We start from the raw sequence: 24,456 nt of genomic DNA, 5'->3' as shown, positions 1-24,456 counted from the left end.
CTGGAGTACCCATGACCTACATCGCTTCGATAGGGACCTACCTGCCGTGCTGGGGCGCCCAGCGCTATCGGGTGCTCGGCGACGACGAGGACGCGATCACCATGGCCGTTGAGGCCGGTCGCGCCGCGCTGCACGACGCCGGTTCGGTGGAACGGGTAATTGTGGTCAGCCGTGATCTGCCGCTGGTGGGAAGCAGTAATGCCGCTGTCCTGCTGGCGGGGCTGGGGCTGGATCCGGAACTGGAGGTGATCGAGCGGCTCGGCGGCGCGCCCGCCACCCTCGACTCGCTCAGTTCCGCCCGGCCGCGCACCCTGATCATCGGGGTCGACACCGAGCCCGCTGGCGCGGCCGCGGCATTGGTCTCCGATCACGGCCTGCAGGTGCGCACCGCCGCCCGGGTGGCGCGCAGTCTGCCCGTGCGAACCCGCAATGCCGTTGGGGCCGTGCACGATTACGGCGATCCACGCCTCCTGCACACGCGCGGCCTGCTGGCCTCGCTGGCTGCGGCCTGGCTGGATACGCCGGTGGCGGTAGCCGGGGTCGACGACAAACAGGCGGCCGCGCTGTGCCTCGGCGGCCCGCCCTCGCTGCCGACGATGGGCGCCAGCGCCGGGCTGTTCGCCTTGGCGGCCATGGCCGAATGGGGTAGCACGGGTCTGCTGGTGGGGGTGGAGCAGGCCAGCCTGTCCGGTATCACGGTGGCCACCGGTACGGCCGTGCTGCATCGGCGGGAGTCGACGGCCAGAGAGTTGCCCGACGGCGACCTGTGGCCCGGATCCGAGATCCCGATCTCGCTGGCCGCCTACGAGCGCGCATTCGAGGCGAAGGTGCGCTGGGAGGCCGGAAAACACTCCGGCAGTGCTGAACTGGACTTCCCGCCGCGCTATCGGGTCGCCGCGGACGGCGGTCTGAGCACCGACTACACCCTGGTGCCGCTGCCGCGCAGCGGCACCGTGTACACCGAGGCCACCGTCGCGATACCGGTGCCGGGGCTGAGAAGTCCGTACACCCTGGTGATCATCGAACTCGACGGTGTCGGGGTGCGGGCGCTGGCGAAGGTGACCGGCACCGATCCGGGCACCGTGGCGATCGGGGACCGTGGCCGCATGGTGCTGCGCCGGGTCGCGGTGCGCTCGGGGGTGCCCGATTACGGATACGCATTCGAACCGGAGGTCGCGCGGTGAGGGAAGTAGCTATCGTCGGTGCGGGTATGACGCCCTTCGCCGAGCATTTCGCCCTCGGTGTCAAGGATCTGGTGCCGATGGCATTCGCCGAATGCGCCGCCAGCATCGACAAGGGGCTGGCCACCTCCGATCTGCAGGCGGCCTGGTTCGGTGCGATGGGCAATACCGACGGATTCCCGGCCGGGATCGTCGCCGATGCGCTCGGGCTGCCGGATCTACCGGTGACCCGGGTCGAAAACTCCTGCGCCACAGGCAATGACGCCGTGCGCAATGCCCTGTTCGGCATCGCCTCCGGCGCTTTCGACGTGGCCCTCGTCGTCGGCGCGGACAAGTTGCGCGAGACCGCGCAGAAGGACATGCTGTGGGAATGGGAGGCGATGGCGCGCGATATGGCCTGGGACTACCCACTCGGCCTGATCGCGCCCGTCGGATTCGCGCTGCACGTGGCCCGATATCTGCACGAATCGCCCGCGACCAGAGAGCATTTGGCCATGGTTGCGGTGAAGAACCACCGGAACGGTGTGCGTAATCCCAAGGCCCGCTTGCGTTTCGAGATCAGCCTGGAACAGGCGCTGGCGGCGCCGATCGTGGCCGGACCGTTCGGGCTCTATGACTGCGCACCGCAGAGCGACGGTGCGGCGGCGCTGGTCCTCGCCGCGGCGGATGTGGTCGACCGCTACACCGATCGCCCGGTGTGGATCCGCGGCGTCGGCCTCGGCCTGGATTCGGTGATGCACCAGCACAAGCGGGATATGACGACCTTCCCGGCCACGGTGCGAGCCGCGAAGGCGGCTTTCGGGATGGCGGGTCTGACTCCCGCGGATGTCGATGTCGCCGAGGTGCACGACTTCTTCACCGGTATCGAACTGATCAGCTATGAGGACCTCGGCTTCGCCGAGCGATTCGGGGCCGCGAAACTGATCGAGGGTGGGGTCACCGAGGTCGGCGGCGCGCTGCCGGTGAATCCGAGTGGCGGCCTGAAGGCCAAGGGACATCCGCCGGGGGCGACCGGCGTGGCCCAGTGCGTCGAGTTGTTCGAGCAGCTGCGCGGCACGGCGGTCAATCAGGTCGACGGTGCGCGGATCGGCTTGGCGCACAACCTCGGTGGGCCGACCGCGGTGTCGGCGGTGACGATTCTGGAAGGACCCGGCGCTTGACCGCGGCGGCCGTCGCGCTTGTTTCGGGCAGCCCGAAGAGTCGCCGTGCCGTATTGGAGCGGGCCGCACGGTGGGTCGGCGCCACGGGCACCGTGCACGTCGTCTGTGACGGGATCTCGCCCTCGATGCTCTTCGGATCCATCGCACTGAGCGGACTGTTCGTCGACGCCGTCGGGCTCGAGGACGCGGACTTCACCAGCACCGCCCGTATTCTCTCGCGACACGGTTGTGGCTGGAATTGGTGGTGGGGGCCGGTCGGCGCGCACGCCGTCGCGGTGCGGCGGGCCGCGGCGCTCGGCTCGGTCATGGTGCTGCCGACCCGCTCGCTGATGTTCCAGGTGCGGGTCGCGGTGCGGCTGCCCGATGCGCACCGCGACCTCGCCGAAGGTAAAGGTCGGGCTGGCTAGTCCGGTGCGACTCCGTTCTCGTGCGCCATCCAGTGCACGAAGCGGTGCAGCGGGTACATCGCGTCGTGCGGGTTGCCGATCGTGCTCGGTCCGGCTTCGCCGAGGCGGACGATGCGCTGTGCGCCGCCGCTGGCCAGCCGGTCGCGGTAGTCGGCCATCCGGTCGAACGGAAAGAAGCCGACCGTCTGCGTCGCCACATTGACGTACTTCATCGCCATGTCGAGGCTGTCCACGCGAACCACGTTGGCGGTCTTGTTGATCGGGTGGAAGTCCACCGGTTCGTCGGAACGGATCACCAGTCCCTTGCCGTCGGTCCGTCCCCAGACCTGGAACTCGTCGTCGAGCATCATCAGGGTGTCGATCTGCTCGCGCAAATCGATATCGAGCGGTCGGGTGTCGCCCGAACCTGCGGCCTTGTCGACGATGCGGGCGTGCAGCCGGGCGCAGAAGCGGTCGGCGTCGGCCTGATCGGCCTCGACATAGACGAAACGGCTTGCGACGCAGGCCTCCTGGTTGAGCACCATCACATCGGTGGCGGCGAGTTCTGCCGCCCGGTCCAAGGCCTCGTCCGAGGCGAAGGCCTCCCGGCCGACCATCGAGATCGACGTCTTGGGGTCGAAGGACACCAGTTGGAAGCCCGGCCCGAGGTATTTGATCACGTTATCGATCGCATCGCCGCCACCCCAGGCGACGATCTTGTCGAAATACTGCGGCCGGTACAGCACCCGCTCCACCGCGTCGTCGCCGCCGCGCCAGTAGAGCGCGGACATCGACCGCACAATGGCGTGGTCGGGATCGATATCGGCCATGGTCCGCAAAATCGCGACCGTGGTGAACGGATCACTCGACGACATCTTGAACAGATTAACCGCCTTGACCAGCGCGCCGTGGGCGATGGATTTCACCGCGACGCCGGGGGAGTTGCCGGGCAGTACATGAATCAGCCGGGGTGCGAATGCCCGCACGAAACTCTGGCGACCGGTGAAGTCCCGCTTGGGAATCCACTCGTCGAGCGCCCGCGGGTTCGGAAAATTCTGTTCGACCACGGTCTCGAGCAGCCGCTTGTCGAGATAGCCCGCCGCACCCATGACCTGTGCCTGCAGCACGGCGCGCGGCAGCACATGGGTGGACGACATCCGGTCGATGCAGTCGCGCACGAACGGGTTTTCGGGGGCGCGCAGTTGTCGCCCGGTCTCGACGAGGAAATCGATGATCTCCGCGAGCGGGACGTTCAGCAGCGGCGGCACCTCGCTGCGCGGATGCACTGCGCGGTCCATCGGGATACGCGGTGTCGCGAAGGTGACGCCCAGATCGCGCGAGCGGTGCGTGATGTCGTCACCCTCGAGCAATTCGCCGCACAGGAAGAAAGGCGCGGCCACGACGGTGTCGGCGATGGTCATGACAGCCCCCTCACGTAGGCGTCGACGGTTCCGGCGCAGCCGATCTTGTCGTCGCCCTTGATGTCCGCGTATCGGACGATGTCATTGCGGACCGACGGGCCGTTGTTGCCACAGGCGCATGGGTCGACGTCGAGTGCGATCTTGTCGCCGGTGATGATCCCGCCCCAGCGTCCGTCCAGTGAGAGATCGAAAAATGCGGCGCGGCCTTCGATTTCACCGGATTCGTGCGGCAGCAGTGTCGCACCGTCCGCGTCGAGTATGAACGGCACGATCCATGGTGGTACGTGATAGCGATCGCCCTTGCGGCACTTGGGCATTCCGGAATTGAGTTCTTGCATCGAGTAATTCTGGAAGTCCCGGTCGGCCGGGATATTGAAGGTCTGGTGGACGAATTGCTGGTAATCCGGCGGTAATTGGGCGCGCTTGAGCCCGCCGCCGACGTAGAGGCAGTTGTCGGGGTGGAAGTCCGCGGCGGAGTAGCCCATATCCCGGACGATCGCGGCCACCTGGTACAGCGCATTCCACATGCCCGAGATATAGAGCTTGTCCGCGCGGTATCGCACGAGCGCTTCGGCACCGGCGATCATCGCCTTGTCGAGCGCCTCCTGCCGCTCCCGGGAGGTCCGGTCGAAATCGGCCAGTTCCTCCGGCCGCGCGGTGCCGTCGGCGATCCTCTTGCGCAGCACCACCATTCTGGTCAGTGACCCGACGGTGATCGGTGGAATGGGCAGGCGGAAACGCTCTTTGGCCGGATCACCGAACGCCGCCTGCTGGGCCGCGGCGATGACCGTGTTCTTCGGGACGGATGCGGTGGCGGCGATCCCGACCATCCGCCGGTCCTGTGCGGGCCGCACACCCGAACCCCAGGAGAAGACATTGACCGTATCCTTGCGCGACCATTCCATATCCCGCTCCGAGGCGAGCAGCATGGCCGACTTACCGGTCGTTCCGCTGGAACAGGAGACGTAATGCCCCGCGGCCTGCAGCCGCCCGATCCAGTCGTCGATATCGGCGATGTCCGAGGTCTCGATCGGGCTGATGGGGTAGGGCGATACGGTGCCGAGCCACTTGCCGAGCCGATCCCACTTCTCCTCGATCAGAAAGCTCTCCGGATAGCTCTTGTAGACCGAATGCGGGAACAGCAGCGGCACCATTTCCGCGCGGTCGCGGATCTCGGTGATACCGGCTTCGCGCGCGCGGTGTCCGAGCAGCTTGATCCGGTCGTGGTGTTGTCGGAGTTTTTCGTCGAGTGCCGCGACCTGGGTTTCCCGCAGGTCGGCGGCGGAGTGGTCGAAGCGATCGGCGGCATCGGCCAGTTGTGTCAGGGTTTCGATGGCTGAGCTCACGGGGTCCTTCCCGGTGACGTTGCCCGCTGGAGAAATGGCAACTCATGCGTATCATTATTAGCGATCGGAGGCACGATGACGCAAGCGGCAATTTCGAGGAGGCGGCGATGACGGAGGTCGGACCGCCCATTCGGCGCGCGGCCGGGCGGCCTACCCGGGCACAGGCCGAGGCGCGGCACGAGGAATTGCTCGACACCGCACTGGATCTGTTCTTGGAGTACGGCTTCGAGCTGGCGACGATCGAGATGATCGCCGGTCGCGTGAACATGACCAAACGCACCGTTTACGCCCGCTATCCCGACAAGGCATCGCTGTTCCTCGCCGCCGTCCGGCGCGCCATCGAGCGACAGGTCGTACCCGCGGACGTGCTCGCGGGCTTCGACAATGGCGATCTGGCCGCGACGCTGACCGCGGTCGCCCGGCTGCGGATCGATCAGGTGATGACGCCGAACGGACTTCGCCTGCAACGCATTATCAATACCGAGAGCTATCGCTTCCCCGAGATCTTCGTCGCCAACTACGACCTGAGCGCCGGACCGGTGGTCGACTTCGTAGCCGGTGTCCTCGACCGCGCCATCGCCGCCGGGACGATCGCGCCGACCAACTCCGGGCAGGCCGCGCGCGCCTTCATGAGCATGGTCGTCGGCGGCCAGGTGCGCTCCATCGTGGCCGGTCGCCCACCCACTCCCGAACAACTCGACGAGCGGGTCCAATTCACCGTCGGCCTCCTGCTCGACGGCCTGCGGCCCCGCTGAAATGACTGAAAGGCAATGACTTTGACATTCGAGGCAGATCGTCCGGTCGCGGTGGTGACCGGAGCCAGCTCCGGTATCGGCGCATCGACCGCCGAAAAGCTGGTGGCACGCGGCTGGCAGGTGATTGGTGTCGGTCGCGATTTACAGCGTTGTGCGGCCGCGCGAACGCGGATCACGGCCGCCGTGCGCGACGGCGGCGGCTTCGACATGGTGCGCGCGGACTTCACCTTGATGACGGAGGTGGTGCGCGCGGCCGCCGAGATCAACAGCCGCACAACGCGTCTGGATGTGCTTGTCAACAATGCGGGTGGCGTGCGGGATCGGCAGAACATCACCGCCGAAGGCGTCGAGGCGACCTTCGCGGCCAACCACCTCGCCCCGTTCCTGCTCACCAGAGAACTGATGCCGCTGCTGCGGAAGAGCGCGGCGGGCCTGCCATCCGGATCGGTGCGTGTACTCGCCGTATCGTCGAGCGCGCACCGTGCGACCGACGGCTTCGATTGGGCGGATCCGCAGAGCCTGAACGAGTTTCATCCGACAGCGGCCTACTGCCGTGCGAAACTCGCCAATATTCTGTTCACCCGCGAACTGGCGCGACGTGCGGCAGCCGACCGCATCGTCGCGCAGGCCATGCATCCGGGTGTCGTCGCCAGTAACTTCGCCACACACGGCGATGCGGCGATGCGAGCACATATGGCCGCAGCCGATACGGTGCCGCCGGACGAACCGGCCGACACCCTGGTGTGGCTGGCCACCGATCCCGAGGGCGGTCGCGACGGTGGGCGTTACTTCTACCGGAAGACGGTGGAAACACCGGCCCCCGTCGCCCTCGACGATGCCGCCGCCACCCGCCTCTGGGCCGAAAGCGAGCGGCTGCTCGCCGATCTCGGGTGCTGAGGACATGCGGATCGCGGTCGTTCGAGTCACGGTCGATCCGGCGCGTAGAGCTTGCGCCGGAAGCCCTGCGCAGGTCATTCCCGGCAAAGCATCTGCCGACGGTAGTCAAATGGTGGCTGTCGCCGGTACTCGGCCCCACCATTCGACTACTGCCGATGACATCTACCCCTTTGGTGCGGCGCGCGGCGTTGAGGTGGCGGGCGCGGCGCGGTGGGGTTCGTAGGGTGGCCGCATGTCGAATCACGCGGTGACGGCATCTTGCTCGATCGGCAGCGGTGTACTCATGTGGCCACCGACCGAGTCGGTCGATACAGCGGGCGTGCGCGGGTCGGTTCCGGTGTCACCAGATGCCTTCGCTCAGATCGTGCCTTGTGAATGCTCTTGGGAGGTAAAGAATTCGGTCCAATATTCGTGCCGTACCGCGTCCCACAAGCGCGACAATTTCGGGAACTGCTCGCGCATCTGTACCAGGTCCGGCGCGGCGGCCGGGTTCCGCACCGATATCAGCGTCTTCGACTCGAATAGGTTGTGTACCAGCATTATTCGAATACGGTGCTGGTCGAGTCGCCAGACGGCCAGCCAGCTGTCCACCTCGGTGCGACGCTCGCTCACTGCCTGGCCCGTTACTCGTGGCCGCCGCTGTTCGTGTCGGGGGCGGGTAGCGCGAGCTCGGTGAGCTTGTTCAGCACGTCGCGCAGGGTTTGCGCTGTCGGCCCGCCGCCCGCGTACGCCTCGTTGTCGAGTGGCGGAAACTCGATGCCCCGTGCGGCGGCGCGCTCGCGCGGCGTCAACGATTGCGGCGCAAGGCGACCCGCGTCGACCAGCGTGTAGTACGCCGCCGTTTTCCACACGCACCGGCCTATCCGGCACGCACGGTGTTCGCGCATCTGCTCGTGTGCCGACTCGATATCGGCGTACCCGCAGATCTTCGGTGGTGTGACGATCGTGTCTCGGCTCATCGCGCCACCTCTGCCTCGGTGGTAGCAGAATGCGCAACCCTTGCCCATGTGGTTGCGGGGCAGACGGTTTCGAGGTCGAAGTCCTCGCACACCCGCGCCGGTCGGTTGTCGACATGGGCCAGGTCGTAAACAACGATCGCGGCCACGCCGAGTCCGGCCGCGATACCGAGGGCGTACCCGATCTGATCGGGGATGTCCTGCGGAGGCCGCACCGTATACGCGTATCGGTAGCCCAGCGACCCCGCATGCCGCTGCACCGCGACCGCGTGCCGAGGCGCGTCCAACCCTGATACCTCACTCCGCACAAACCCGACTGCCATCGGTCGTCCATCCATGTCGCGCGAGGTCTGTACCGTATCCAGTTCTGCTGCTTGCGCATTCGTCATCGCTTCGAACCTTCGGTCAGTGGTTGACCCGATGACCGGGGCTGCTGAGAACCACCACACGATTCGCGTCGGTGCGATCTCGGTGATGTTTCGGAATGCCGCGTTCGCTGGCGGAAACTGGTTGTGCGGCTGTCTGATCCGAGTTTCCCGGTCATCGGGGTGATTCAAGTAGACACCAAAGAAGCGCCTCTGAACGGTCCAATGCGGGCCTTCCTTGAAATACACTGGAAGTCCATTGAATTGCGGTCCAGCACAACAAGGTCCAGTACGGGGCACATCAGATAGCGAGGCTAAGCAAATGGCAGGTGGATCCACCCTTCCCCGGCGCGCGCTCGGTCGCCGTCTCCGCGAACTGCGGCTCGAGGCCAAGAAGAGCCAGTTGGCAGCCGGATTGGCGATCGAGGTGTCCAAACAAGGTGTCGGACGACTCGAAGACGGCCAAGTCGTCAGGATCAGCACGGCGCAATACCGCGATCTGCTCGACTTCTACGGGGCCGATGAAGACGCCAAGACTGAGGTGCTGGGCCTGTATCAAGAAGTCAAGGCCGCGAAGGGCGACCCGTCCAGCGGCTGGTGGCGCGCCTACGCCGACGTGGTGAACCCACACTTCGATCACTTCATGAGCCTCGAGCAAGCGTGTTCCCGAATGACGGCTTTCCAGCTCACGCTGTTGCCCGGGTTGCTGCAAACCCCCGAATATCGCCGATGGCTCGTGAAGACGGCCGATCCGGCCATGTCCGCGGTGGACATGGAACGACGACTGGAGCTGACCGCACGACGACAGCGCAGGCTTGCGGAAGACCCGGAGTTTTCGCTGGAAGTGCTGCTGTCGGAGTCGGCGTTGCGGCACTTGGTTGGGGGACGGGAAGTGATGGGCGAGCAGTTGCAGCACCTTCTGAGCGTTGGGAGCCTGCCGAACGTGTCCATCCGGGTGATCCCGTTCGATGTTGGTGGACACCCCGGGTTGGTGGTCCAGTCGTTCACGCTGTTCGAGTTCCCGCCCCTGCACGCCAGCCGTTTGCCGGAACCCCCAGTTGTCTTTGTGGAAGGCTTCACCGGTGCACTGTTCCTCGAGGAGGATAGCGCGATCGAACGTCACCGATCGGCGGCGACGGGTCTGCGCCAGGTAGCGTTGAGCGAGAGTGCCACCAAGCTTCTGGTGGAGGAGATTGCAGAGGAGTATGCCGCGTGACCAGGGACCTGTCCGGCGCGAATTGGTTCAAGAGTAGCTACAGCCAGCCGAGCGGGGACTGCGTGGAAGTCGCAAACCTCCGCGGCGGAACGGTCGGAGTCCGCGACTCGAAGAATCCGACCGGCCCGGCGTTGATCTTCACACCGAGCGAATGGGACGCCTTTACCGCAGGCGTGAAAGACGGTGAGTTCAACCGACTCAATCCGTAGCGCGTTCCACACCACGGCGGAACGGCCCCAGTCCGATACGTAATGGACTGGGGCCGTTGCTATTCGAGTTCAGTTGTGTCCGGGTCGGCATGTTGGCGGACTGCCGTCGGAATCATCGACATGACTTGCAGGGCATCGCGGTGCGGATGCGGCGATCTTCGTCGTAGGCCATGTCGCGGACCCAGCCCAGTGACATCGACGTTTGCCGGGATTGCCCCGTGGGCTGCGGGTCAGATCGGCTCCCAGATCGTCATCCGCGTGTTGGCCGGATCGATCGACGGGCTGAGGCGCATCCGGCCGTCCTTGGACCGGGCCATCAGTTCCTTCATCACGGTGTCGATATCACCGTCGATGTCGTAGACGGCCAGATATTCGGCGGGCTGGTCCGCGGTGGTCCGAAGACGATGGCGCGTACAGGATTTCACGCCGTCGATGGCGAGCATCTCGGGTACGTGGACTTCGCCGTACCAGGTGTTGTATTCCTCGTCCCGGCCGGGCTGCGGGCGGGAGAAAACCATCAACTGCATATCGTCATTCCTCGATCAGTGTGCCTGCTGGGCATAGGCTTCGGCGTATTGCTGCCGCGTCGTCGTCGAGGTATCCCAGCCCGCGGCCTTCGCGCGCAGCGCACCGACGGTGGCCTGCTCCTTCGGGGTGTGCTCGAACGGATCGAAATTCAGGAAACGGCAGGCGTTCTGCCAGGTGATCTTGTTGATATCGGTGTCGTCGGCGTGGGCGGCGTTCAGTTCCTTCAGCACGAATTCGGGTGCGTCGGGCCACAGCGAGTCCGAGTGCGGGTAGTCGCATTCCCACGCGATTATGTCCATCCCGACTGCGTCGCGATAGGTGAGTGCGGTCGGGTCGGTGACGTAGCAGGCGATCACGTGCTCGCGGAAGACCTCGCTCGGCAGCTTGCCGCCGAAGTCGCGCTGCAGCCACCTCTGGTTGGTGTAGTGGCGATCGGAGCGATCCAGGAAGAACGGGATCCAGCCGATGCCGCCTTCCGACAGCGCCACCTTCAGATTGGGGTAGTTGCGAAATGCCGGGCCCCACAGCAGATCCTGGACGGTGATCTGGGAGACCGTCGGCGCCAGGCACATCAGATTGTCGATCGGCGCGTCCGGCGCCAGCTTGAGCGCCCCGAATCCGGTGCCGATATGCAGGTTCATGACCAGACCGGTTTCGTTCAGCGCCCCGAAGACCGGTCCCCAGAAGTCCTCGTCGAAATAGCTGGGGCTGCCCTGCAGGTGCGGCAGTTCCGCCATCGTGACGCCGCGGAAGCCCTTGGCGGCGACGCGGTGGATCTCGGCGACGGCCAGCTGCGGATCCCACAGCGGCAGAATGGCGTTCGGGATGAACCGCCCCGGGTAGACGTCGCACCAGCCCTCGAGATGCCAGTCGTTGTATGCCTGGATCATCGCGACGGTGATCTCGTCCTTGAAGTGACTCAGGTGGCCCGCGCTGAATCCGGCGAAGGTGGGGAAGCACATCGAGGCCAGGATGCCGTTGGCGTTCATATCCCGTATGCGGGCGTGGATGTCGTAGACGCCGGGCCGCATTTCCGCGTAACCGGCCGGGTCGTACCCCCACTCCTCCGGCGGCCAGGAAACGACCGCGTTGAGCCCGGTGACACCTGTCGGTTTGCCACGGTAGACCCACCGGTCGACGCCCTTTTCGTCGACGATCACCTTCGGCGCCAGATCGGCCCACTTCTTCGGCACCCGGCCGTCGAACATATCGAGCGGCTCGACGACGTGGTCGTCGATGCTCACCAGGATCATGTCGTCGATGTTCACGTGACTCCTCGCTGTTCGTGCGACGCCGGGGGTGTGCGTCACCCCGATCTGGACAAGCGGAGAGATGGTCAATCTTCATTTGGGAGAATGCCACTCTCGCAGTGAGATCGACCATACACCCTGCGCGCGGGCGTGGTCGACAAATTCCCACCGGATATCGGGGACGAGCTGGCGGAGCCGGGGGCTACTCCGATCAGGATGTTGAACTGGTGCTCAAACTCGGACTGAGCGCGTGTAGCGGATCACGAATCCGCGGCCTCGATCTCGGTGCGTTCGGAGGCCGTCGCCTCGAACCGGTCCAGGTACTGCTCGACGAATGCGACCAGATCGGCGTGGCCGAGCGTGACGCCGACGGCATTCTCGGTCGCGATGACGCCGGACACGCTGGCGATGAGCAGTGAAATCACCACCGGCGGCAGCTCGGTGAGGTCGAGGCCGCTCGCCCGCGCGATGAAGGTCAGTGCGGTCACCTGGATATCGCGGAAACGTTCGATATAGGCGGCGATTTCGGTCCGGATGGCCGGGCGCTGGTTGGCCAGCGCCATGAATTCCTGCTGGAGCCGGGTGCCGTACGGTTCCCGGCTGAGCTGCCAGAGCGCATGCAGCGGCTGCTCGGAGAACACGGCTTGGCGCTGCCGCTCCAGGTTGGCCTCCGCGCCGCGCCGGAATACCGCCAGGAACAGGTCGTCCATGGTCGGGAAGTAGTAGTGCACCAGTGCGGGTTTGACCCCGGCCAGCGCGGCGACCCGCCGTGACGTCGCCGCGGCATGTCCCTGCTCGAGCATGATCTGCGCGGTGGCATCGAGGATGGCGAGCCGGGTGGCCGAATCCTGCGCGCCGATCCGGCGTACCCGGGCGGTGCCGCGCGTGGTCGCCGACTCGTCCGTGCTCGCCCGGCCTCTTGACCTGTCATCCGTCACGGTGTTAAGCATATGCACATACCAAGTTTGGGCACTAGTTCAGCACTCGCAGGGCATCGACCCGCATGCTGCCGTACCGAAGAGGCGCATCATGACCGTCACCGCCATCCCCGTGGCCGACCACATCGGACTGGAAATCACCGGCCTGTCCGGCCGCCAACTCGCCGATCGGCGTGTTGCCGACGACCTGCGCGCGGCGCTCGACCGCTACGGGGTGGTGATCTACCGCGACGCCCACATCGATGACGACGCGCTCGTTGCGCTGAGTCGCCTGCTCGGTGAGGTCGTGGTCGCGCCGTTCGGTGGCGAGAAGGCGCATCCGGAGGTGTCGGCCATCACCCGTGATCCGGCCAAGAGCGTGCTGGCCGCCTATCGGGAGGGCACCTTCTTCTGGCATATCGATGGCGCGACCGATGCGGTCCCGCAGCAGGCCACCCTGCTGACCGCGCTCGAGGTGGCCGCCGACGGCGGTGGCACCGAATTCGCCAACACCTTCGCCGCCTACGCGGCGCTGTCGGACGCGGAGCGGGCCGAACTCGAAACCCTGCGAGTGGTGCACAGTTTCGCGCATGCGCAGTCGCTGGCCAATCCGGATCCGACGGACCGGGAGCGGGCCGCATGGGCGAAGGTGCCGACCCGGGTGCATCCGCTGGTGTGGACGCGTAAGAACGGACGTAAGTCGCTGCTGATCGGCGCGACCGCGGCACAGGTCGTCGGCATGTCGGCGGACGAGAGCCGGGCGCTGCTGGATCGGTTGCTCGACTGGTCCACCCAGCCGCAGTTCGCCCTGCAGCATCAATGGCGGCCCGGCGATCTGGTGGTGTGGGACAACACCGGCATGCTGCACCGCGCACAGCACTACGAGGTGAGCGCGCGCCGGTTGATGCACCGCACCACCCTCGTCGGCGAGGAAGCCGTCGCCTGATAACCGAATAGGCGGGGCCCGCCTTCCTTGTTTCCATTGCAGAATGTCATTACCCTATGAAGAGAACAACATTTCCCACCTCGGTGGCGCAAGCAATGACGCGGGAGTCCCCATGATCGACAACGCCAGCGAATCCGTCGCCGCCCCGACCTGCCTGACCTGGGAGTTGACCCACGCCTGCGATCTGTCCTGCATCCACTGCTCGTCCGGCACTCGCGGACGCGATCCGCGCGAGCTGAGCACCGCCGAATGCAAGGCCCTGATCGATGAATTCGAGCGGATGCGGATTTGCCGCGTCGATGTCGGCGGCGGCGAGCCGACCGTACGCCCGGACTTCTGGGAACTGGTCGACTACTCCACCGCCAAGCACATCGGAGTGAAGTTCTCCACCAATGGAATTCGGATCACTCCCCATGCCGCGCGGCGGATCGCCGGAAACGGCGATATCGACGTGCGGATCTGCCTCGACGGCGCGACCGAGGCGGTCAACGACGCGGTGCGCGGCACCGGGGCATACCGGGCGGCGGTGCGCGCGATGGAGTTGCTCGCGTCGTCGGGCGTCTATGGATTCGAGCTGTCCGTCGCGGCGACCAGACATAACGTCGGCAGTCTGGACGCACTCGAGGCGATTGCCGATATGTTCGGCGCTCGGCTGCGGCTGACCCGGTTGCTGCCGTCGGGCCATGGCTGGGACGAACTGCACCCGACGGCGGATCAGCAGTGGGTGATCGACGCCTGGCTACGCGAGCACGATGTGCTGACCGGAGATTCGCGGGTGGGGTGCCTGATCGACCCGGTCGGCAACGTCTTCGCCTGTCCGTTCGCGGGCCACGACCGCTTCCGCGCCGGAAACATCCGTGCCGCAGGCGGATTCGAACCCATCCGGCGAAACTCGGAACTGTTCACCCAACTGTCGTCGGGGCATCGGCGTCGAGCGGTTGCCGAGTATGCAGCGGTTCGGAGGTCGGCGTGACCTCGCGTTCGGAGCATCGGCGGGTCGCCCTGGTCACCGGCGCCGCGCGGGGGATCGGGGCCGCGACCGTGCTGGAATTGGCGTCTCGGGGCTGGTCGGTACTCGCGGTGGATCTGGCGAGCGATGATCCCGCGCTGCCCTATCCGATGGGGAGTAAACAGGAACTTGTCGCGGTGGCGACCGAGGCGAGCAGCCGGGTGAACCGGGTCGGTGCGGTGCGACCGTATATCGCGGACGTGCGCGATCCGTCCGCACTGCAGGCCGCGGTGGCCGAGGCGGTCGGTACTTGGGGCGGGCTGGATGCGGTGGTCGCGGCGGCCGGGGTAATCGCCGGTGGAGTTCCGTTGTGGGAGATGCCGATCGAGCAGGAGCGCGCGGTCCTGGATGTCTGCCTGGGCGGGGTCGTGAATCTGGCGCGGGCGGCGGTTCCGGCGCTGCTGGCCCGGCCCGCGCCGCGATCGGGGCGGTTCCTGGCCGTCGCCTCGGCCGCCGCGACGAAGGGGCTGCCGCAGCTGGCCGTCTACTGTGCGGCGAAAGCCGGTGTGACAGGGCTGATTCGGGCACTGGGCGCGGAGCTCGGCGGTACCGGGGTAACCGCGAACGCGGTGAGTCCCGGCTCCGCCGATACCGCGCTGCTTGCCGAGATCGCGCGCCTCTACCGGCTGCCCGACGTTACGGGATTCGCGGGCCAACAGCCGATCGGACGGTTGCTCGATCCGGGTGAGATCGCCAGCGTGCTGGCGTTTCTGGCCGGGCCGGACAGCAGCGCGATGACCGGTGCGACAGTCGCCGTCGACGGTGGCCTGGCACTGTGAACAATCCGACGCCCGAGTGGTTTCTGTTCTTGCCGCAGATCAAATTGCGCGTGGACGACATCGTGGAACGGGCCCGCGTGGCCGAGGCCAGCGGTTTCGACGGCATCGCGTTCATCGATCATCTGGTCGCGCCCGGTGCCGAACAATTGCCGCTCTGGGAGGCGATGACGGTGGCCGCATGGGTGGCCGCGCGAACCGAGCGGCTGCGGATCGGACATCTGGTGTTGTGCGACTCGTTCCGGCATCCGGCGATACTCGCCAAGGAAGCGGTGACGCTGCAGGAGGCATCGGGCGGCAGATTCGAGCTCGGCCTCGGCGCCGGTTCGGTACCGCACGAGCTGGTGGGATTCGACATCACCCGGGACCGGGCGGCCGCGCGACGGGATCGGCTGCGGCGCAGTCTGGAACTGCTGCACCAGTATTGGGGCGCACCGAATACCGAGGGGCCGGTGCAGGTACCGGCGCCGAGTACACCGATTCCGATTGTCATCGGCGGCACGAGCGCACCCCTGCTGGAATTGGTGCGTGGCTATGCCACCTGGTGGAACCTGCCTGCGCCGCAACTGAACCGGCTCACCGAACTGCGACCCGAGATCGGGTCGGCGCGGGTATCCGTGCAGCAGATGGTCGGTTTCGTCGGCCACGGCCGGGATGCCGCGGAGGTGCACGCGCGCAGCACTCGGCGATTCGGTCAGCTCGGTGACGGCCTTGTCGTCGGTGACGCCGCGCAACTCGTCGCGCATTTCGGCGACCTCGTCGAGCGCGGCGTCGAGCGGTTCTACGTGTGGTTCACCGATTTCGCCGCACCGGAGACATTGGCCGAATTCGGCGCGAAGGTGATCGGGAACCTGCGGTAGGCCTACCGCAGCTGATCCTTCATCACCTTCCCGGTGGCGTTCAACGGCAGCGCTTCCCGGAAATCCGCGAAACGCGGGACCTTGTAACCCGCCATGCGGGTCTTGGCCCAGCCGATCAGTTCTTGTTCGGAGATCGGTCCGGTGGCTACCACGAACGCCTTGCCGACTTGCCCGAGCCGCTCGTCGGGAACGCCGACCACCGCCACCTGCGCGACGGCCGGATGCTCGAGGAGAACGCCTTCGATCTCGGCCGGATAGGCATTGAAGCCGCCGACGATGAACATGTCCTTCTTGCGGCCCATGATCCGCAGCCGTCCGTCGGAATCCAGGCTGCCGAGGTCACCGGTGTGCAGCCAGCCCTCGGGGTCGACGGCCGCGGCGGTCGCCTCGGGATCGTCGAGGTAGCCCTGCATGACGGAGTACCCGCGGACGAGCACCTCGCCGTCATCGGCGATGCGCACTTCGATGCCGTCGCAGGCGGTTCCGACGGTGGTCGCGATCTGCTCGAAGGTGTCGCCGGGCCGTGACGCCGTCGCGGTGCCCGCCTCGGTGAGCCCGTATCCGGTCATGATCGATCGGAACGGCAACTCCTCGTGCACCCGGCGGATCAGTTCGACCGGAATATCGGCGGCCCCGGTGACCGCCGTCCGCAGCGACGACAGTTCGTAACGGTCCTTGGCCTCCAGTAGCGAGTGATAAAGGGTCGGCGGACCGGGCAGCATCGTCACCCGCTCGCGCTCGACCAACTCGAGCACCCGATCGACATCGAAGACCGGGACCGGGAGGATCGTCGCGCCGCGGATGAGCGACGCGATGATCCCGGCCTTGTATCCGAAGGTGTGGAAGAACGGATTGACGATCAGATAGCGATCGCCCTCCCGCAGATCGGCCAGCTCGCACCATTCCGAATACAGCCGCAGGGTCTGCAGATGATTCATCATGGCGCCCTTGGGCTTTCCGGTTGTGCCCGAGGTATAGATGATGTCCGCGATATCCGTGCCACGCACCTGCCGTTCGAACGGCGTACCGCTGGACAGGAAGTCCGACTTCAGGTCGATCACCGGCACGCCGTCCGGACCCGCGTAGTCCACGCCGAGGAAGCCCTGCTGCACCAGCAGCAGTTTCGCACTGCTGCGGCGCACGATATCGTCGGCCTCCTCGGCCCTGAACCGGGTGTTGACCGGGACGAGCACCCCGCCCGCGGTCAGCAATCCGAACGCCGCGATGATCCACTCGGCCGAATTGGGCGCCCAGATCGCCACGCGGTCACCGGATTCGACTCCGGCGTTCGCGAAGGCGCCCGCGGCCCGGCGGACCCGTTGCGCGAGTTCGGTGAAGCTGATCCGCAATGGTCCGTCCACGACCGCTTCGGCGGCGCCGAAGCGGTCGGCCGCACTCATGACCATCTGCGGGATGGTCTCCCAGGTCATACGCTGTGCCTACTCGGCGCATGAGTGGGGCCCTGCGTGGTTACGCGTCGCTGCCGCCTCCGGGCCTGACCACTCATACGCCGAGCAGACCCGCCAGGTTGCCGCCCATGATCTTGGCCTGATCCTCGACCGGCAGATGGGTGAGCATATCGGCGAAGTGGGTCGGCTGGGCCAGGCCCTCGGGGTGCGGGTAGTCGGATCCGAACAGCACCCGATCCACGCCGATGAGGTCGATCAGGTCGCTCACGCCCTCCTCGTAGAAGGGGCTGACGAAGATCTGGTTTTTGATGGTCTCGATCGGGTTCTGCATGCCGAAGCCTTCGGGCGCCTTCTTGAAGGTTTCGGACAGTTTGTTCATGAGCGGGCCCAGCCAGGCGGCGCCGCTCTCGATGATGGCGACCTTCAGCTCCGGATGCCGCAGCAGCGCACCGTGGCACAGCAGCGAGGTCACGGCGTCCTCCACCGGTCGCCATTCGTTGACCATGCTGAAGGCATTGGTGACGAACGGCAGCATCTCGGCATTGGCGCCGTCCCATTCCTGGGTGTAGCGCGCGTAGCCGCTGTCGGAGGTGTGCATGGTCACGGCGACGCCGAGCTCGACGACCCGCTTCCAGAACGGATCGAATTCCGGCAGCGCGAACGAGCGCGGGCCGCGGAAGCCCGGCACCGGAGCGGGGCGGATCAGGATCGCCTTGGCGCCGTGCTCGACGACCCACTCCAGCTCCTTGATCGCCTCCTCGATGATCGGCAGGGTGATGACCGGAACCGCGAAGATCCGGTCCTGGTAATTGAACGACCAGGTCTCGAGCATCCACTGGTTCAGCGAATGGACGATGGCGTGGATGGCTTCCGGATCGTCGCGCAGGCGCTCCTCCACCAGGCTGGCCAGGGTGGGGAACATCAAGCTCCGGTCGACCTTCAGCTCGTCCATGAGCGCCAGGCGCGGTCCGGGCTCACGGAAGGCATCGATGGCCTTCATCGGCTCGCCGAAGATCTCGCGGCGGCTCTTGCCCTCCGGGTTGCCGTTCTTGAAGTAATCCTCCATGGCACCGGGACGCGCGACCACCGAGAAGGTGGGGTTGGGGATGTACTGGCTGATCTGCCCCCGCACCGCGATCTTGGTCCGGCCGTTGACCTCGACGTACTGGATGATGCCCTCGTACCGCTTGGGCAGGTGGCGGGTCAGTGCTTCCTTGGTCTCGTACATGTGGTTGTCCGCGTCGAACAGCGGATACGGCAAGGTTTGGGCCGACATGAGATCCTCCTTCACTATTTGTGAGAATCCTATTCTCATTCCTGCCTGGTGGCAATCGCGTGCTGGCGGGTTGTCGCGGGGTGGGCTCGGTCGAGCTGTCATCGAAGTTAGATGCAGATCACATTTCCCAAATCGACCGTGTTGATTCTCCTGATATGGAAAGCTGCTTTCCCGACGGCGAGAGCACCAGATCCGGTAGGGGCGCCGCTCGATGAAGAACAGGGACGCGGGCCTCGACCGATCGTGGCGGCGTCCCATAGAGGAGGAAACGTGAAATCGCAGCGAATACTCGTTGCTCTGCTGGCAGCCGCGCTGCTGGCGGCCGGCTGTAGTCGTGGTGGTGAGGAAGTCGAGGGCACCAACACCACCAGCTCGACTGCGTCGGGCGACTTCGGTGATCTGAAGAATGTCTGCCAGGCCGGTAAGCCGTCGAGTTCGTCCGCGCAGGGTGTCACCGCGGGCGAGATCAAGGTCGGGGTCTTCAGTGACGTCGGTTTCACCAAGAACACCGAATTCGTCGATGCGGCAAATGTTTTCACCTCCTGGTGCAATGCCGCCGGCGGTGTCGGCGGGCGCAAGCTGGTGGCCACCGTGCGCGATGCGAAGCTCATGCAAGTCCGCCAGCGCATGATCGAGGCCTGCCGCGAGGACTTCGCGCTGGTCGGTGGCGGCGCCGCACTGGATTCGCTCGGCGTCGAGGATCGGTTGAAGTGCTTGCTGCCGGAGTTTCCGGCGCAGGTCGTCGACGTGAAGAACTCCGGATCCGACCTACAGGTCGGCGGCGGCGCGTCGGCCTCTCGCCCCTACGACATCTACACCGCGTACCACCAGTGGCTGCTGACGACCTACCCGGCCTCGGCCGGTGCGGTCGGCATCATCACCGGCGATTCGCCGGTGACCAAGGCGATGGTGCCCAAATTCCAGGAATCGCTGAGCGCGATGAACGCCTCGGTGGTGTACAACGAGCTCTATCCGGCCACCGGCGTCGCGGACTGGACGCCGTATGCGCAGTCGATCAAGAGCAAGGGCGTCAAGGGGCTGATCTTCCTCGGCGATTTCCGCAGCCTGGCCAAGCTCGAGGATGTGCTGACCGGGATGGACTACAAGCTGGACTGGATCGACGCCAACAGCAACGCCTACAACGGGCAGTTCCTGGAGCTGGCGGGCAAATCCCTTGCGGCGCAGAACAATTTCGCCGATCTCAGTGGCATCGCGCCGCTCGAGGCGTCCGCGACGGTGCCGGATGTCAAGCTGGTGAAGGACCTGTTCGCCAAGTACGCCCCCGGTAAGGATGTCACCTATCCGGCGCTGCGTGCGTTCTCCGAGTGGCTGCTTTTCGCCAAATCGGCTGGGAGCTGCGGTGATCAGTTGACCCGCAAATGCGTGTACGACGCCGCCAGCAAGGAGACGGCGTGGACCGCGGGCGGCCTGCAGGCACCGGTGGATCTGCGGCCGACCGGAGCGCTGCCGAAGTGCTACAACATCGTGCAGGCGACCCCGCAGGGCTGGCAGCAGGCCACCGGTTTCAAACCCGATACCGGTCCATACCGCTGCGATATGGACGCGTACGTGTACAAGAACGACTACGGCAAGGCCATGACCCTCGCCGATGTCGGGCTCAGCATGAGCGATTTGAAGTAGCGGAGTCGTTCGGCAAATGGAGCAATTCCTCGCCTTCGGCATCGTCGGGCTGAGCACCGCGGCGATCTACGCGATCATCGGTAGCGGCCTGGTGCTCACCTACACCACCACCGGCGTATTCAATTTCGCGCACGGGGCGGCAGGCATGATGTCGGCATTCGTGTACTGGCAGTTGAACATCGGCTGGGGCGTGCCCGCGCCGTTGGCGATCGCCGCGGTGCTGCTGGTATTCGCGCCGCTGTTCGGCTTGTTCTTCGCGTGGGCGTTGGCCCCTACCCAAGGCCTCGGCGATGCGGAGAAGTTGGTGATGACCATTGCCCTGCTGAGTGGTCTGATCCTGCTCGCCCAATGGGTGTGGGACCCCAACACGGCCCGCACCCTGCCGAAGTTCTTCGCCGAACAGCGGCCGATGCACTTCGGCGTCATCACCATCACCTGGCATCAGGCATTGACGATGGTGGTCGCGATCGCGGTTGCCGTCGGCCTGCGGATCCTGCTGTACCGCACCAGGACCGGTGCGGAGATGCGGGCCACGGTCGACGATCGTGCGCTGGTGGGTCTGACCGGCGCCGACCCGCGGCGGGCGAACCGAGTCGCGTGGATTCTGGGCATCGAGTTGGCGGCGATCGGCGGCATCCTGGTGGCGCCGACCGTCGCGCTCGACGCGCCACAGTTGTCGCTGCTGATCGTCAGCGCCTACACTGCGGCGATCTTCGGCCGGTTGCGCAGCCTGCCGATGACCTTCCTCGGCGCGATCGTGGTCGGCTGTCTGGAGAGTTACCTCACCGGCTATCTGCCGCAGAACGAATATCTGCCGGGACTGCGGCTGGCCGCACCCGCGCTGCTGTTGTTCATCGCGCTGCTGCTGTTCCCGCACGGACGGCTGCGCGGCCGGGATCGGCGCCTCAGTCCGGTGCCGCTACCGACGGTTTCGGGATCGGCCGCCTTCGCGGCGGTGGTCGTGGCGCTGGGCGTCGTGCTGGCCACCGTCCTCGGCGAGGCCGATCTGATCACCTACGGGCAGATCTTCGCCTTCGGTGTGATCGGGTTGTCGTTCGTACCGCTGGCCGGATACGCGGGGCAGATCTCGCTGTGTCAGCTCAGCATCGCCGGAGTCGGGGCGATCGTCTATGCCCAGTACGGCGCGGATGGGCAGTGGTGGGCATTGCTGCTGGCAATGGCGGTCGCGGGTGCGGTGGGTGCGGTGATCGCACTGCCCGCGCTCCGGCTGTCCGGGGTCTATCTGGCACTGGCGACGGTGGCGTTCGCGGTCGTGCTCGACCGGTGGGTATTCACCTTGCCGACCGTGCACATATTCGGCATGAAGATCAACTTCTTCGAACAGGGCTCGGTGAGTCTGGTCGGGCCGCACCTGTTCGGCCTGCACTTCGACAGCACCGCCCAGGTGACCGTCTTCGCGGCGGTATGCCTGGCGGCGGCGGGCTTCGCGATAGCGATGCTGCGGCGCAGCCGGTTCGGGCGGCGATTGATCGCGATGCGCGACAGCGAGGCCGCGTACGCGACCCTCGGCGGCAATCTGCTGATGGCGAAGGTGCTGGTGTTCGCCCTCTCGGCGGCCATCGCCGGACTCGGCGGTGCGCTGTACGGCATGCAATTGCGGGCTGTCACCTCCGATCATTTCAACCTGGTTTCCGGGTTGCCGATCTTCCTGATCGTGGTGATCGCCGGACTCGGCGCGGTCGGCAGCGGCTTCTTCACCGGCGCGGCCTACGCCGGTCCGCTGCTGGTGATTCCGGTGCTCTGGCCGTCGCTGTTGAATCTGTCCCAGGTGCTGCCGTCGCTGGGCGGTATCGCCTTCGCTGGCGGCATGCTCGGCCAGGGAGCGATTGCCACCATGCGGGAGGAATGGCTGCCGATGCTCCGCGATCGTGTGGTGATGCCGGTGCTGCTGGTCGTCTCGGTGCTGCTGTGGGTGCTCCGACTGGCTGATGCGATCACCGGCTGGCATTTGTTCTTCGGACTGGTGCTCGTCGTCATCGGTGCCCGCGTCTGGATCGCGCGACAGCGCGTACCCGCCGAACCCGAACTACCGGTCGAATGGTGGGGGATTCGGCGGCCATGGCGTACCCAGGACGAGGAGGTGTTGAGCCGTGCCACCGCTGCTGCAAGTTGAGGATGTGAGCGTCGTCTTCGGCGGCCACCGCGCGCTCGACGGCGCGGGGTTGGTGGCCGAAGCCGGTCATGTCACCGGATTGATCGGTCCGAACGGTGCGGGAAAGAGCACGTTCTTCGACGTGATCTGCGGTCTGCGCAAACCGGCCTCGGGGCGCGTGCTGATCAACGGGCGCGATGTCACCCGGCTCGGTACCGGCCGCCGCGCCCGGCTCGGGATGGCTCGCACCTTCCAGCGGCTGGAACTGTTCGGACGCTTGAGCGTTCGCGACAATCTGCTGGTCGCCGCGGAACTCGGGCCACAGCGTCGGCATGCCGCACGGGTCGTCGACGAGATCATCGAACGGTTGGACCTGCGCGAAGTCGCCGACAGCAGTGCCGACGCGCTACCGACGGGGACCGGCCGGTTGATCGAGGTGGGCCGGGCACTCGCCGCGCGGCCCGAGCTCATCCTGCTCGATGAACCCGCGGCCGGTCAGGACCACAGCGAGACCGAACGATTCGCGGCGCTACTGCGTTCGCTGGCCGCCGACGGGACGGCGGTGCTGCTGGTCGAACACGATATGGGGTTGGTCATGAATGTCTGTGACGAGGTCTATGTACTCGACCTCGGCAAGGTCATCGCCTCGGGCCCACCCGAGGTGATCCGGCGCGACGAAACCGTGCTCGCGGCATATCTGGGGGCGGCATGACCGTGGACAGTATCGAAACAGTCACGCCGACAGCGGATCTCGTCGCCGACCCGCTATTGGAACTGCGCGAGGTCCGCGCGGCCTATGACGCCATCACGGTGCTGCACGGCATCGATCTGAGCGTCGTCGGTGGTCAGGTGGTCGCGTTGCTCGGGCCGAACGGCGCGGGCAAGACCACCACACTGCAGGTCGCCGCCGGTGTGCATTCGGTCGCGTCCGGCCAACTGCGGTTGGGCGGGCGCGATATGACCGGTGCCGACCCACGCGACCTGGCCAGGGCCGGGGTGTGCCTGATCCCGGAGGGACGCGGCGTATTCCCCAATCTGTCGGTCCGCGACAACCTGCTGATGATGACCTTCACGGGTCGCTCCCGCGAGGAGATCCAGGAGATCGCCTTCACCCGCTTCCCGATTCTCGGGAAGCGGGCCGATCAGACGGCGGGGACCATGTCCGGCGGCGAACAGCAGATGCTCGCCCTGGCCCGCGGCCTGGCCACCGATCCGGCGGTGCTCATGCTCGACGAGCTGTCCATGGGGTTGGCGCCGCTGGTGGTCGGTCAGCTCTACGAGCAGGTCGCCGAAATCGCCCGCCAGGGCGTGGCGGTCCTGGTCGTCGAGCAGTTCGCCGCGGCGGTACTGGATATCGCCGACCACGCGGCCGTGCTCGTGCGCGGTCGCATCGAAAAACAAGGCCACCCCGACAGCATCCGCGACGAACTGGCGGCCCTCTACCTAGGAAGCTCCGAATGACCGAAACACGCGCGGACCGCTTCGTCCGCGAACTCAACGAAGCCAAGATTCCCGATCCCGCGGCCGGCCGTGCCGTGCTGTGGCTGCGCACCGGAGTGACCCTCATGGTGCTCGGCCTACTGGTGGCGGTGGTGGCGTACTTCATGTCGCATGGCACCAAAGACCCACTGGCACAACGTGATGCGATAACCCTCGCACTCGGCGGGGTGGCCGCGAGCGTGGTGGGATCCGCGCTGTTCCTGCGCTATTCGCTGACCGGCTTCCTGCGCTTCTGGCTGGCCAGGCAGTCCTACGATCTCGCGCAGCTGGGCGACCAGTTGAACGGAAAGGCGATCACCCACGACGGTGCCGCCATCCCGTAAGGCGGGCGGCGGTCCG

Annotated in this window: 26 protein-coding genes; 16 read left to right on the top strand and 10 right to left on the bottom strand. The window is 66.1% G+C overall.

The window, feature by feature from the left end:
* The first annotated feature begins 11 nt into the window (after nucleotides 1-11).
* Genes NP3_RS08290 through NP3_RS08280 form a run of 3 tightly spaced genes read left to right on the top strand, consistent with a single transcriptional unit; the run spans nucleotide 12 to nucleotide 2,748 of the window.
* The gene (locus tag NP3_RS08290) at nucleotides 12-1,184 is read left to right on the top strand and encodes an OB-fold domain-containing protein (protein ID WP_063039394.1); all 1,173 of its coding nucleotides are present in this window, start codon (nucleotides 12-14) and stop codon (nucleotides 1,182-1,184) included.
* Entirely contained in the window at nucleotides 1,181-2,341 is a 1,161-nt protein-coding gene (locus NP3_RS08285) for a thiolase C-terminal domain-containing protein (protein WP_063039392.1), read from the top strand. Before NP3_RS08290 ends, NP3_RS08285 begins: the two co-directional genes overlap by 4 nt.
* The gene (locus tag NP3_RS08280; RefSeq protein ID WP_063039390.1) at nucleotides 2,338-2,748 is read left to right on the top strand and encodes a hypothetical protein; all 411 of its coding nucleotides are present in this window, start codon (nucleotides 2,338-2,340) and stop codon (nucleotides 2,746-2,748) included. The genes NP3_RS08285 and NP3_RS08280 overlap by 4 nt, the downstream gene beginning before the upstream one ends.
* Here NP3_RS08280 and NP3_RS08275 read toward each other — a convergent pair.
* Together NP3_RS08275 and NP3_RS08270 are read right to left on the bottom strand one after the other, a co-directional pair.
* On the bottom strand, nucleotides 2,745-4,148 hold the full coding sequence (locus NP3_RS08275; RefSeq protein ID WP_063039388.1) for an acyl-CoA reductase: 1,404 nt from the start codon (nucleotides 4,146-4,148) through the stop codon (nucleotides 2,745-2,747). The genes NP3_RS08280 and NP3_RS08275 overlap by 4 nt on opposite strands.
* Nucleotides 4,145-5,494, bottom strand: coding sequence for an acyl-CoA synthetase family protein (locus NP3_RS08270; protein ID WP_063039386.1), 1,350 nt, complete (start codon nucleotides 5,492-5,494; stop codon nucleotides 4,145-4,147). The genes NP3_RS08275 and NP3_RS08270 overlap by 4 nt, the downstream gene beginning before the upstream one ends.
* A gap of 107 nt (nucleotides 5,495-5,601) precedes the next feature.
* Between NP3_RS08270 and NP3_RS08265 the strand changes: the two genes are divergently transcribed.
* The gene (locus tag NP3_RS08265; protein WP_063039384.1) at nucleotides 5,602-6,249 is read left to right on the top strand and encodes a TetR/AcrR family transcriptional regulator; all 648 of its coding nucleotides are present in this window, start codon (nucleotides 5,602-5,604) and stop codon (nucleotides 6,247-6,249) included.
* A gap of 15 nt (nucleotides 6,250-6,264) precedes the next feature.
* Nucleotides 6,265-7,146: an SDR family NAD(P)-dependent oxidoreductase gene (locus tag NP3_RS08260; protein ID WP_063039382.1), complete on the top strand. Its 882-nt coding sequence runs from the start codon at nucleotides 6,265-6,267 to the stop codon at nucleotides 7,144-7,146.
* Nucleotides 7,147-7,503: 357 nt separating this feature from the next.
* Here NP3_RS08260 and NP3_RS08255 read toward each other — a convergent pair whose 3' ends face one another.
* From NP3_RS08255 to NP3_RS47710, 3 genes are read right to left on the bottom strand one after another with little or no spacing between them, the layout of a single operon-like run.
* Nucleotides 7,504-7,737, bottom strand: a complete 234-nt coding sequence (locus NP3_RS08255) for a hypothetical protein (protein WP_157124183.1) — start codon at nucleotides 7,735-7,737, stop codon at nucleotides 7,504-7,506.
* A gap of 32 nt (nucleotides 7,738-7,769) precedes the next feature.
* Nucleotides 7,770-8,105, bottom strand: a complete 336-nt coding sequence (locus tag NP3_RS08250; RefSeq protein ID WP_063039378.1) for a hypothetical protein — start codon at nucleotides 8,103-8,105, stop codon at nucleotides 7,770-7,772.
* Nucleotides 8,102-8,425, bottom strand: coding sequence for a hypothetical protein (locus tag NP3_RS47710; RefSeq protein ID WP_157124182.1), 324 nt, complete (start codon nucleotides 8,423-8,425; stop codon nucleotides 8,102-8,104). Before NP3_RS47710 ends, NP3_RS08250 begins: the two co-directional genes overlap by 4 nt.
* A 364-nt stretch (nucleotides 8,426-8,789) precedes the next feature.
* Here NP3_RS47710 and NP3_RS08240 point away from each other — a divergent pair, with 364 nt between their 5' ends.
* Nucleotides 8,790-9,683 (top strand): DUF5753 domain-containing protein, encoded by an 894-nt coding sequence (locus NP3_RS08240; RefSeq protein ID WP_063039374.1) that lies wholly within the window; start codon nucleotides 8,790-8,792, stop codon nucleotides 9,681-9,683.
* Nucleotides 9,680-9,892 (top strand): DUF397 domain-containing protein, encoded by a 213-nt coding sequence (locus NP3_RS08235; RefSeq protein ID WP_063039372.1) that lies wholly within the window; start codon nucleotides 9,680-9,682, stop codon nucleotides 9,890-9,892. The genes NP3_RS08240 and NP3_RS08235 overlap by 4 nt, the downstream gene beginning before the upstream one ends.
* Nucleotides 9,893-10,122: 230 nt before the next feature.
* Here the strand turns inward: NP3_RS08235 and NP3_RS08230 are convergent, their stop codons facing one another.
* The 3 genes from NP3_RS08230 to NP3_RS08220 all read right to left on the bottom strand — a co-directional run bounded on the left by NP3_RS08230 (nucleotide 10,123) and on the right by NP3_RS08220 (nucleotide 12,530).
* The gene (locus tag NP3_RS08230) at nucleotides 10,123-10,419 is read right to left on the bottom strand and encodes a DUF4286 family protein (RefSeq protein ID WP_063039370.1); all 297 of its coding nucleotides are present in this window, start codon (nucleotides 10,417-10,419) and stop codon (nucleotides 10,123-10,125) included.
* Between the two features lie 15 nt (nucleotides 10,420-10,434).
* Nucleotides 10,435-11,688 (bottom strand): amidohydrolase family protein, encoded by a 1,254-nt coding sequence (locus tag NP3_RS08225; RefSeq protein WP_063039368.1) that lies wholly within the window; start codon nucleotides 11,686-11,688, stop codon nucleotides 10,435-10,437.
* Nucleotides 11,689-11,930: 242 nt separating this feature from the next.
* Nucleotides 11,931-12,530 carry a TetR/AcrR family transcriptional regulator gene (locus NP3_RS08220; protein ID WP_063039449.1) on the bottom strand — a complete coding sequence of 200 codons (600 nt, stop codon included), beginning with the start codon at nucleotides 12,528-12,530 and terminating at the stop codon, nucleotides 11,931-11,933.
* A 169-nt stretch (nucleotides 12,531-12,699) separates the two neighbouring features.
* Here NP3_RS08220 and NP3_RS08215 point away from each other — a divergent pair, with 169 nt between their 5' ends.
* Genes NP3_RS08215 through NP3_RS08200 form a run of 4 tightly spaced genes read left to right on the top strand, consistent with a single transcriptional unit; the run spans nucleotide 12,700 to nucleotide 16,178 of the window.
* Nucleotides 12,700-13,533: a TauD/TfdA dioxygenase family protein gene (locus NP3_RS08215; protein WP_063039367.1), complete on the top strand. Its 834-nt coding sequence runs from the start codon at nucleotides 12,700-12,702 to the stop codon at nucleotides 13,531-13,533.
* A gap of 43 nt (nucleotides 13,534-13,576) precedes the next feature.
* Nucleotides 13,577-14,506 (top strand): mycofactocin radical SAM maturase, encoded by a 930-nt coding sequence (mftC, locus tag NP3_RS08210; protein WP_084508324.1) that lies wholly within the window; start codon nucleotides 13,577-13,579, stop codon nucleotides 14,504-14,506.
* Complete coding sequence (locus tag NP3_RS08205; protein ID WP_063039365.1) at nucleotides 14,503-15,321, top strand: mycofactocin-coupled SDR family oxidoreductase; 819 nt, start codon at nucleotides 14,503-14,505, stop codon at nucleotides 15,319-15,321. Before mftC ends, NP3_RS08205 begins: the two co-directional genes overlap by 4 nt.
* Nucleotides 15,318-16,178 (top strand): LLM class flavin-dependent oxidoreductase, encoded by an 861-nt coding sequence (locus tag NP3_RS08200; RefSeq protein WP_063039364.1) that lies wholly within the window; start codon nucleotides 15,318-15,320, stop codon nucleotides 16,176-16,178. The genes NP3_RS08205 and NP3_RS08200 overlap by 4 nt, the downstream gene beginning before the upstream one ends.
* 2 nt (nucleotides 16,179-16,180) lie before the next feature.
* Here NP3_RS08200 and NP3_RS08195 read toward each other — a convergent pair whose 3' ends face one another.
* Together NP3_RS08195 and NP3_RS08190 are read right to left on the bottom strand one after the other, a co-directional pair.
* Nucleotides 16,181-17,608: a FadD3 family acyl-CoA ligase gene (locus NP3_RS08195; protein WP_063039362.1), complete on the bottom strand. Its 1,428-nt coding sequence runs from the start codon at nucleotides 17,606-17,608 to the stop codon at nucleotides 16,181-16,183.
* A 73-nt stretch (nucleotides 17,609-17,681) separates the two neighbouring features.
* Nucleotides 17,682-18,863, bottom strand: a complete 1,182-nt coding sequence (locus tag NP3_RS08190) for an amidohydrolase family protein (protein ID WP_063039447.1) — start codon at nucleotides 18,861-18,863, stop codon at nucleotides 17,682-17,684.
* A 270-nt stretch (nucleotides 18,864-19,133) separates the two neighbouring features.
* Between NP3_RS08190 and NP3_RS08185 the strand changes: the two genes are divergently transcribed.
* The 5 genes from NP3_RS08185 to NP3_RS08165 are packed head-to-tail and all read left to right on the top strand — an operon-like array spanning nucleotide 19,134 to nucleotide 24,440.
* On the top strand, nucleotides 19,134-20,504 hold the full coding sequence (locus NP3_RS08185; protein WP_063039360.1) for an ABC transporter substrate-binding protein: 1,371 nt from the start codon (nucleotides 19,134-19,136) through the stop codon (nucleotides 20,502-20,504).
* Between the two features lie 16 nt (nucleotides 20,505-20,520).
* Nucleotides 20,521-22,638 (top strand): branched-chain amino acid ABC transporter permease, encoded by a 2,118-nt coding sequence (locus NP3_RS08180; protein ID WP_063039358.1) that lies wholly within the window; start codon nucleotides 20,521-20,523, stop codon nucleotides 22,636-22,638.
* Nucleotides 22,616-23,329 (top strand): ABC transporter ATP-binding protein, encoded by a 714-nt coding sequence (locus NP3_RS08175; RefSeq protein ID WP_063039356.1) that lies wholly within the window; start codon nucleotides 22,616-22,618, stop codon nucleotides 23,327-23,329. Before NP3_RS08180 ends, NP3_RS08175 begins: the two co-directional genes overlap by 23 nt.
* Nucleotides 23,326-24,078 carry an ABC transporter ATP-binding protein gene (locus NP3_RS08170; RefSeq protein WP_063039354.1) on the top strand — a complete coding sequence of 251 codons (753 nt, stop codon included), beginning with the start codon at nucleotides 23,326-23,328 and terminating at the stop codon, nucleotides 24,076-24,078. The genes NP3_RS08175 and NP3_RS08170 overlap by 4 nt, the downstream gene beginning before the upstream one ends.
* Nucleotides 24,075-24,440, top strand: a complete 366-nt coding sequence (locus tag NP3_RS08165) for a hypothetical protein (protein WP_063039352.1) — start codon at nucleotides 24,075-24,077, stop codon at nucleotides 24,438-24,440. Before NP3_RS08170 ends, NP3_RS08165 begins: the two co-directional genes overlap by 4 nt.
* The last annotated feature ends 16 nt before the right edge of the window (nucleotides 24,441-24,456 follow it).

The sequence above is a fragment of the Nocardia pseudovaccinii NBRC 100343 genome (genome assembly GCF_001613225.1).
Classification (GTDB): domain Bacteria; phylum Actinomycetota; class Actinomycetes; order Mycobacteriales; family Mycobacteriaceae; genus Nocardia; species Nocardia pseudovaccinii.
The sequence above is the reverse complement of the archived record's forward strand: the minus strand, read 5'-3'. Positions and strand labels throughout refer to the sequence as shown.

Excerpts from the sequence above, each read along its gene's own strand:
- NP3_RS08290 (WP_063039394.1), top strand. The coding sequence starts at position 12 with ATGACCTACATCGCTTCGATAGGGACCTACCTGCCGTGCTGGGGCGCC.
- NP3_RS08275 (WP_063039388.1), bottom strand. The coding sequence starts at position 4,148 with ATGACCATCGCCGACACCGTCGTGGCCGCGCCTTTCTTCCTGTGCGGC.
- NP3_RS08265 (WP_063039384.1), top strand. The coding sequence starts at position 5,602 with ATGACGGAGGTCGGACCGCCCATTCGGCGCGCGGCCGGGCGGCCTACC.
- NP3_RS08260 (WP_063039382.1), top strand. The coding sequence starts at position 6,265 with ATGACTTTGACATTCGAGGCAGATCGTCCGGTCGCGGTGGTGACCGGA.
- NP3_RS08250 (WP_063039378.1), bottom strand. The coding sequence starts at position 8,105 with ATGAGCCGAGACACGATCGTCACACCACCGAAGATCTGCGGGTACGCC.
- NP3_RS47710 (WP_157124182.1), bottom strand. The coding sequence starts at position 8,425 with ATGGCAGTCGGGTTTGTGCGGAGTGAGGTATCAGGGTTGGACGCGCCT.
- NP3_RS08240 (WP_063039374.1), top strand. The coding sequence starts at position 8,790 with ATGGCAGGTGGATCCACCCTTCCCCGGCGCGCGCTCGGTCGCCGTCTC.
- NP3_RS08230 (WP_063039370.1), bottom strand. The coding sequence starts at position 10,419 with ATGCAGTTGATGGTTTTCTCCCGCCCGCAGCCCGGCCGGGACGAGGAA.
- NP3_RS08215 (WP_063039367.1), top strand. The coding sequence starts at position 12,700 with ATGACCGTCACCGCCATCCCCGTGGCCGACCACATCGGACTGGAAATC.
- mftC (WP_084508324.1), top strand. The coding sequence starts at position 13,577 with ATGTCATTACCCTATGAAGAGAACAACATTTCCCACCTCGGTGGCGCA.
- NP3_RS08195 (WP_063039362.1), bottom strand. The coding sequence starts at position 17,608 with ATGACCTGGGAGACCATCCCGCAGATGGTCATGAGTGCGGCCGACCGC.
- NP3_RS08190 (WP_063039447.1), bottom strand. The coding sequence starts at position 18,863 with ATGTCGGCCCAAACCTTGCCGTATCCGCTGTTCGACGCGGACAACCAC.
- NP3_RS08180 (WP_063039358.1), top strand. The coding sequence starts at position 20,521 with ATGGAGCAATTCCTCGCCTTCGGCATCGTCGGGCTGAGCACCGCGGCG.
- NP3_RS08170 (WP_063039354.1), top strand. The coding sequence starts at position 23,326 with ATGACCGTGGACAGTATCGAAACAGTCACGCCGACAGCGGATCTCGTC.
- NP3_RS08165 (WP_063039352.1), top strand. The coding sequence starts at position 24,075 with ATGACCGAAACACGCGCGGACCGCTTCGTCCGCGAACTCAACGAAGCC.